This is a genomic window from Microcystis sp. M53602_WE12 (assembly GCF_030065455.1).
Classification (GTDB): domain Bacteria; phylum Cyanobacteriota; class Cyanobacteriia; order Cyanobacteriales; family Microcystaceae; genus Microcystis; species Microcystis aeruginosa.
Genome location: NZ_JASJFB010000658.1, coordinates 1 through 4088 on the forward strand (window position 1 = coordinate 1; position 4088 = coordinate 4088).

General features: G+C 47.8%; 4 protein-coding genes. 2 read left to right on the top strand and 2 right to left on the bottom strand.

Annotated features, from left to right (window positions below; all coding sequences use genetic code 11):
* The first annotated feature begins 29 nt into the window (after window positions 1-29).
* Window positions 30-1514 (top strand): glutamate synthase subunit beta, encoded by a 1485-nt coding sequence (locus PX482_RS20655; protein ID WP_002784459.1) that lies wholly within the window; start codon window positions 30-32, stop codon window positions 1512-1514.
* On the opposite strand, the gene PX482_RS20660 is transcribed toward PX482_RS20655, so the two are convergent.
* Window positions 1447-1611 (bottom strand): hypothetical protein, encoded by a 165-nt coding sequence (locus PX482_RS20660; RefSeq protein WP_288024145.1) that lies wholly within the window; start codon window positions 1609-1611, stop codon window positions 1447-1449. The two genes, PX482_RS20655 and PX482_RS20660, sit on opposite strands and share 68 nt — an antisense overlap.
* Before the next feature lie 310 nt (window positions 1612-1921).
* Window positions 1922-2662, bottom strand: coding sequence for a two component system response regulator RpaA (gene rpaA / locus PX482_RS20665; RefSeq protein ID WP_002798623.1), 741 nt, complete (start codon window positions 2660-2662; stop codon window positions 1922-1924).
* A 510-nt stretch (window positions 2663-3172) separates the two neighbouring features.
* Between rpaA and PX482_RS20670 the strand changes: the two genes are divergently transcribed.
* Window positions 3173-3892: a biliverdin-producing heme oxygenase gene (locus tag PX482_RS20670; RefSeq protein WP_288024142.1), complete on the top strand. Its 720-nt coding sequence runs from the start codon at window positions 3173-3175 to the stop codon at window positions 3890-3892.
* The last annotated feature ends 196 nt before the right edge of the window (window positions 3893-4088 follow it).

Sequence of the window (4088 nt, forward strand, 5' to 3'; positions counted from 1 at the left end):
GGGGATAAACGACAGAGATAAAAAAGACTATGGGCAAACCGACTGGCTTTATCGAATTCCTGCGTGAACTTCCTTCCGAACTTACCCCCCTCGATCGCCTTCATAATTGGGATGAGTTTCATCTTCCCATGCCAGAAGATAAACTCCGCAATCAGGCCGCCCGTTGTATGGATTGTGGTACACCATTTTGTCACACGGGAACGCTAATTAGTGGCATGGCCAGTGGTTGCCCGATTAATAACCTGATTCCCGAATGGAATGATTTAATCTATCGAGGATTGTGGCGAGAAGCCCTCGATCGCCTCCATAAAACCAATAATTTCCCCGAATTTACCGGTAGAGTCTGCCCCGCCCCCTGTGAGGGTTCCTGTGTTCTCGGTATTCATAATCCCCCCGTTACGATCAAAAATATTGAATGTTCGATTATTGACAAAGGTTGGGAATCCGGTTGGATTACTGCCAATCCCCCCGCCATCCGTACCGGCAAAAAAGTGGCCGTGATCGGTTCCGGACCTGCTGGATTAGCAGCCGCCGACCAGTTAAATAAAGCCGGTCACTGGGTGACAGTTTATGAAAGGGCCGATCGCCCCGGGGGGCTATTAATGTACGGTATCCCCAACATGAAGTTAGATAAGGAAGAAGTCGTTCTGCGTCGTCTCCAGATGCTCGAACAGGAAGGGGTAAAAATGGTCTGTAACACGGAAGTGGGCAAGGACATCAGCAGCCAAGACCTATTAAACGAATATGATGCCGTGGTTATCTGTACCGGAGCCACCAAACCCCGGGATTTAAACATCGAAGGTCGCCAATTAAAGGGCATTCACTTCGCCATGGAGTTTCTCACCGCTAATACAAAAGCACTATTAGACGGACAACCGGGGGAGGATTTTATCTCGGCTGCGGGTAAAGACGTAGTAATTATCGGCGGTGGCGACACGGGAACCGACTGTGTGGGGACTTCCCTGCGTCATAACTGCCGTAGCGTCACCCAATTAGAGATCATGCCGCAACCGCCCCGAGAACGGGCCGCCGATAATCCCTGGCCCGAATGGCCGAAAATCTACCGTCTGGACTATGGACAAGAGGAAGCGGCCGCGCGTTTTGGCGATGACCCCCGGGTTTATACCACCACGGCGACTAAATTCGAGGGGGATAGCGAGGGCAACGTCACAGGGATTCACACGGTACGGGTGGAATGGCAACGCAACGAAAAAGGGCAGTTTATCCCCCAACCGGTAGCAGGAACAGAAAAAGTCATCCCGACGCAATTGGTTCTATTGGCCATGGGATTTTTGGGACCAGAACAGCCTTTACTCGATGATTTAGGCTTAGAAAAGGATGCCCGCAGCAATATCAAGGCCGAACACGGTCAATTTGCCACTAGCTTACCGAAAGTGTTCGCCGCAGGGGATTGTCGTCGTGGTCAAAGTTTGGTGGTTTGGGCGATTAATGAAGGTCGCGGGGCCGCCAGAGAATGCGATCGCTTTTTGATGGGGGCGACGGATTTACCTTAAACCAGTAGTTAGGGCTTGCTGAAAAAGTTTTTTGTGGGGGCAGGGTGTGGGGTGTGGGGTGTGGGGTGTAGGGTTTTACCGATTTTGAGGGGGTCAATTACCTAATTTTCAGGGAAAAAGTACCTGAATTTTCCCCCCGATCACTCCCATATCCGGTACTTTTTGATTTCTAAAAGGTCTAAAAGTCTTACCCAACAAGGTTTTTAGATTTATTCAGCCAGCCCTAGTTACTCCTGCCATTGTCCTGACTTGCTGGGGGTGCTTACCCCTTGTGATAGTCAGGGCCAAAAAGAGGCCTCAGCCATAGCCATCAAAACCCAACCGCCGGTCAAACCTTCTCAATCTGAAGAGGAGGAGGAGCGACGAAACAATTGTCCCTATTGCCTATCTAGACAATTGCTCCCTGTTTAAACCGTTGCCGCCGATGAATCAAGCACCACCTGTTCATTGGTGGGTAACTCCAGACAATAACCCGCACCGTAAACGGTTTTAATATAGCGAGGATGACGGGGATCGGGTTCTAGTTTCGTTCTCAGATGGCGAATATGAACGCGAATAGTCTCGATATCATCATCGGGATCGTATCCCCAGACCTCCTTGAGAATATCACTAGGGGAAACGGTTTGACCGTGACGTTGGAGAAGACAGTGGAGTAACTCGAATTCTAGATGGGTTAACTTGACCACACTTTCAAACCAGACCGCCTCAAAACGTTCGGGAACCAGGGTTAAAGGTCCAAAACTGAGTATTTCTGAGTGTTTAGCGGCTTGGGGAATGCGATCGGTGCGTCTGAGGAGAGCGCGTACCCTAGCTAACATTTCCTCCACCTCGAAAGGTTTGGTCAGGTAATCATCAGCACCCGCATTAAAACCTTCCACTTTATCTTGGGTTTGTCCTAAGGCTGTGAGCATCAAAATCGGGATGTCGGACGTGCGTTCATCTCGTCGCAAACGCTGACAGACAGTAAAACCATCGACTTTGGGCAGCATTAAATCCAGCATGATTAAATCGGGTTGTAACTGGACGGCCAAGGCCTGGCCTTTAATCCCGTCCTCTGCGGGATTAACGTCATAACCCGCCATCTCCAGGTTGATGGAGACTAATTCCGCGATTGCAGGATCATCATCGATTACAAGTATTCGGGGCATTACCAGAGTGTTATGACTAAGGGTTTGGGTAGGGGGTTGCTAAATGTGTTCTCGCTGACATCGCAACTAGGGCTTTGTCTCTCAAGGGCTTGAGTTTAGCACAACATAAAGAATCCTGTACTGATTATAAGCATGATTGCTAAATTCGGTTTTAATTTGTGAAATTTTGCTGATATAAGTCTCCTGAATGTTAAGAATTTCTAAGAAGTGTGAAGAATGTCGAGCAAGAATTGATATTGGCGCTAGACTACACCCTCTCTCTCAACAAGATCAACTAGGGAGCAGTTTTTCACTAATCTTTACAATTGCGCCATCTCGATCGATACCGGTTTCAACCGGCGGTCAAGTCCTGCTAGAGCTAACTTTTCTCCCTAAGCTCCCCCGGCGGCACTGTAAAAATTCTTAATAAAATTACCGATCAATTCAGTTTAATCTACCAAAATAGACGGTTTTAGTAAGCATCTGTAACGAACCCGATCCATTCCACTCATCCCAACAGGTGATCATAATATGAGCGTTAATTTATCAACTCAACTGCGAGAAGGCACGAAAAAATCCCACACCATGGCAGAAAACGTCGGTTTTGTCAAGTGTTTTCTCAAAGGTGTGGTAGAAAAAACTTCCTATCGCAAACTGGTGGCTAACCTCTACTTCGTCTATTCGGCCATGGAGGAGGAGATGGAAAAACTTCCTAGTCATCCCGTCGTTTCTAAAATCTGTTTTCCTGAACTCAATCGCAAAAATGCGCTAGAACAGGATTTATATTTTTATTATGGTCCAAATTGGCGCAACGAGATCGCTTTATCTCCCGCAGGTCAGGCCTACGTTGACCGGATTCGGGAAATCGCCACAACAGAACCCGAATTATTAGTCGCCCATTCCTATACCCGTTATCTCGGCGATCTGTCCGGGGGGCAAATATTGAAAAAAATCGCCGAAAAAGCGATGAATCTGGAAACTGGTGGCACGGCTTTCTATGATTTCAAAGATATTTCCGACGAAAAAGCCTATAAAAACCACTATCGTCAAACCCTCGACGAGTTACCGGTGGATCAAGCCATGGCCGATCGCATTGTCACCGAAGCTAACGCCGCTTTTGGCATGAACATGAAAATGTTCCAAGAGTTGGAAGGTAATCTGATCAAAGCGATCGGAATTATGCTCTTTAATACTCTCACCCGTCGTCGCACCACCGGCAGCACCGAAACTGGATTGGCTACCGCCGAATAGTAGTCAAGAAAACCTAAAAAAACGGATAATTCTAGAATTGGGGTAATGGTTAGCCTTGACATCCTCGCCGCCCTAAAAGTGCGGCGATTCCTAAACCTCACGATTTAAGTTTCTGCTTCCACCACCGTCGCATACCACAGTTAAAAAACCATGTACTGTCTTACACAGAGTCCACAGACTTTCGCCCCATTTCAGA

Excerpts from the sequence above, each read along its gene's own strand:
- rpaA (WP_002798623.1), bottom strand. The coding sequence starts at position 2,662 with ATGCCCCGAATACTTGTAATCGATGATGATCCTGCAATCGCGGAATTA.
- PX482_RS20670 (WP_288024142.1), top strand. The coding sequence starts at position 3,173 with ATGAGCGTTAATTTATCAACTCAACTGCGAGAAGGCACGAAAAAATCC.
- PX482_RS20655 (WP_002784459.1), top strand. The coding sequence starts at position 30 with ATGGGCAAACCGACTGGCTTTATCGAATTCCTGCGTGAACTTCCTTCC.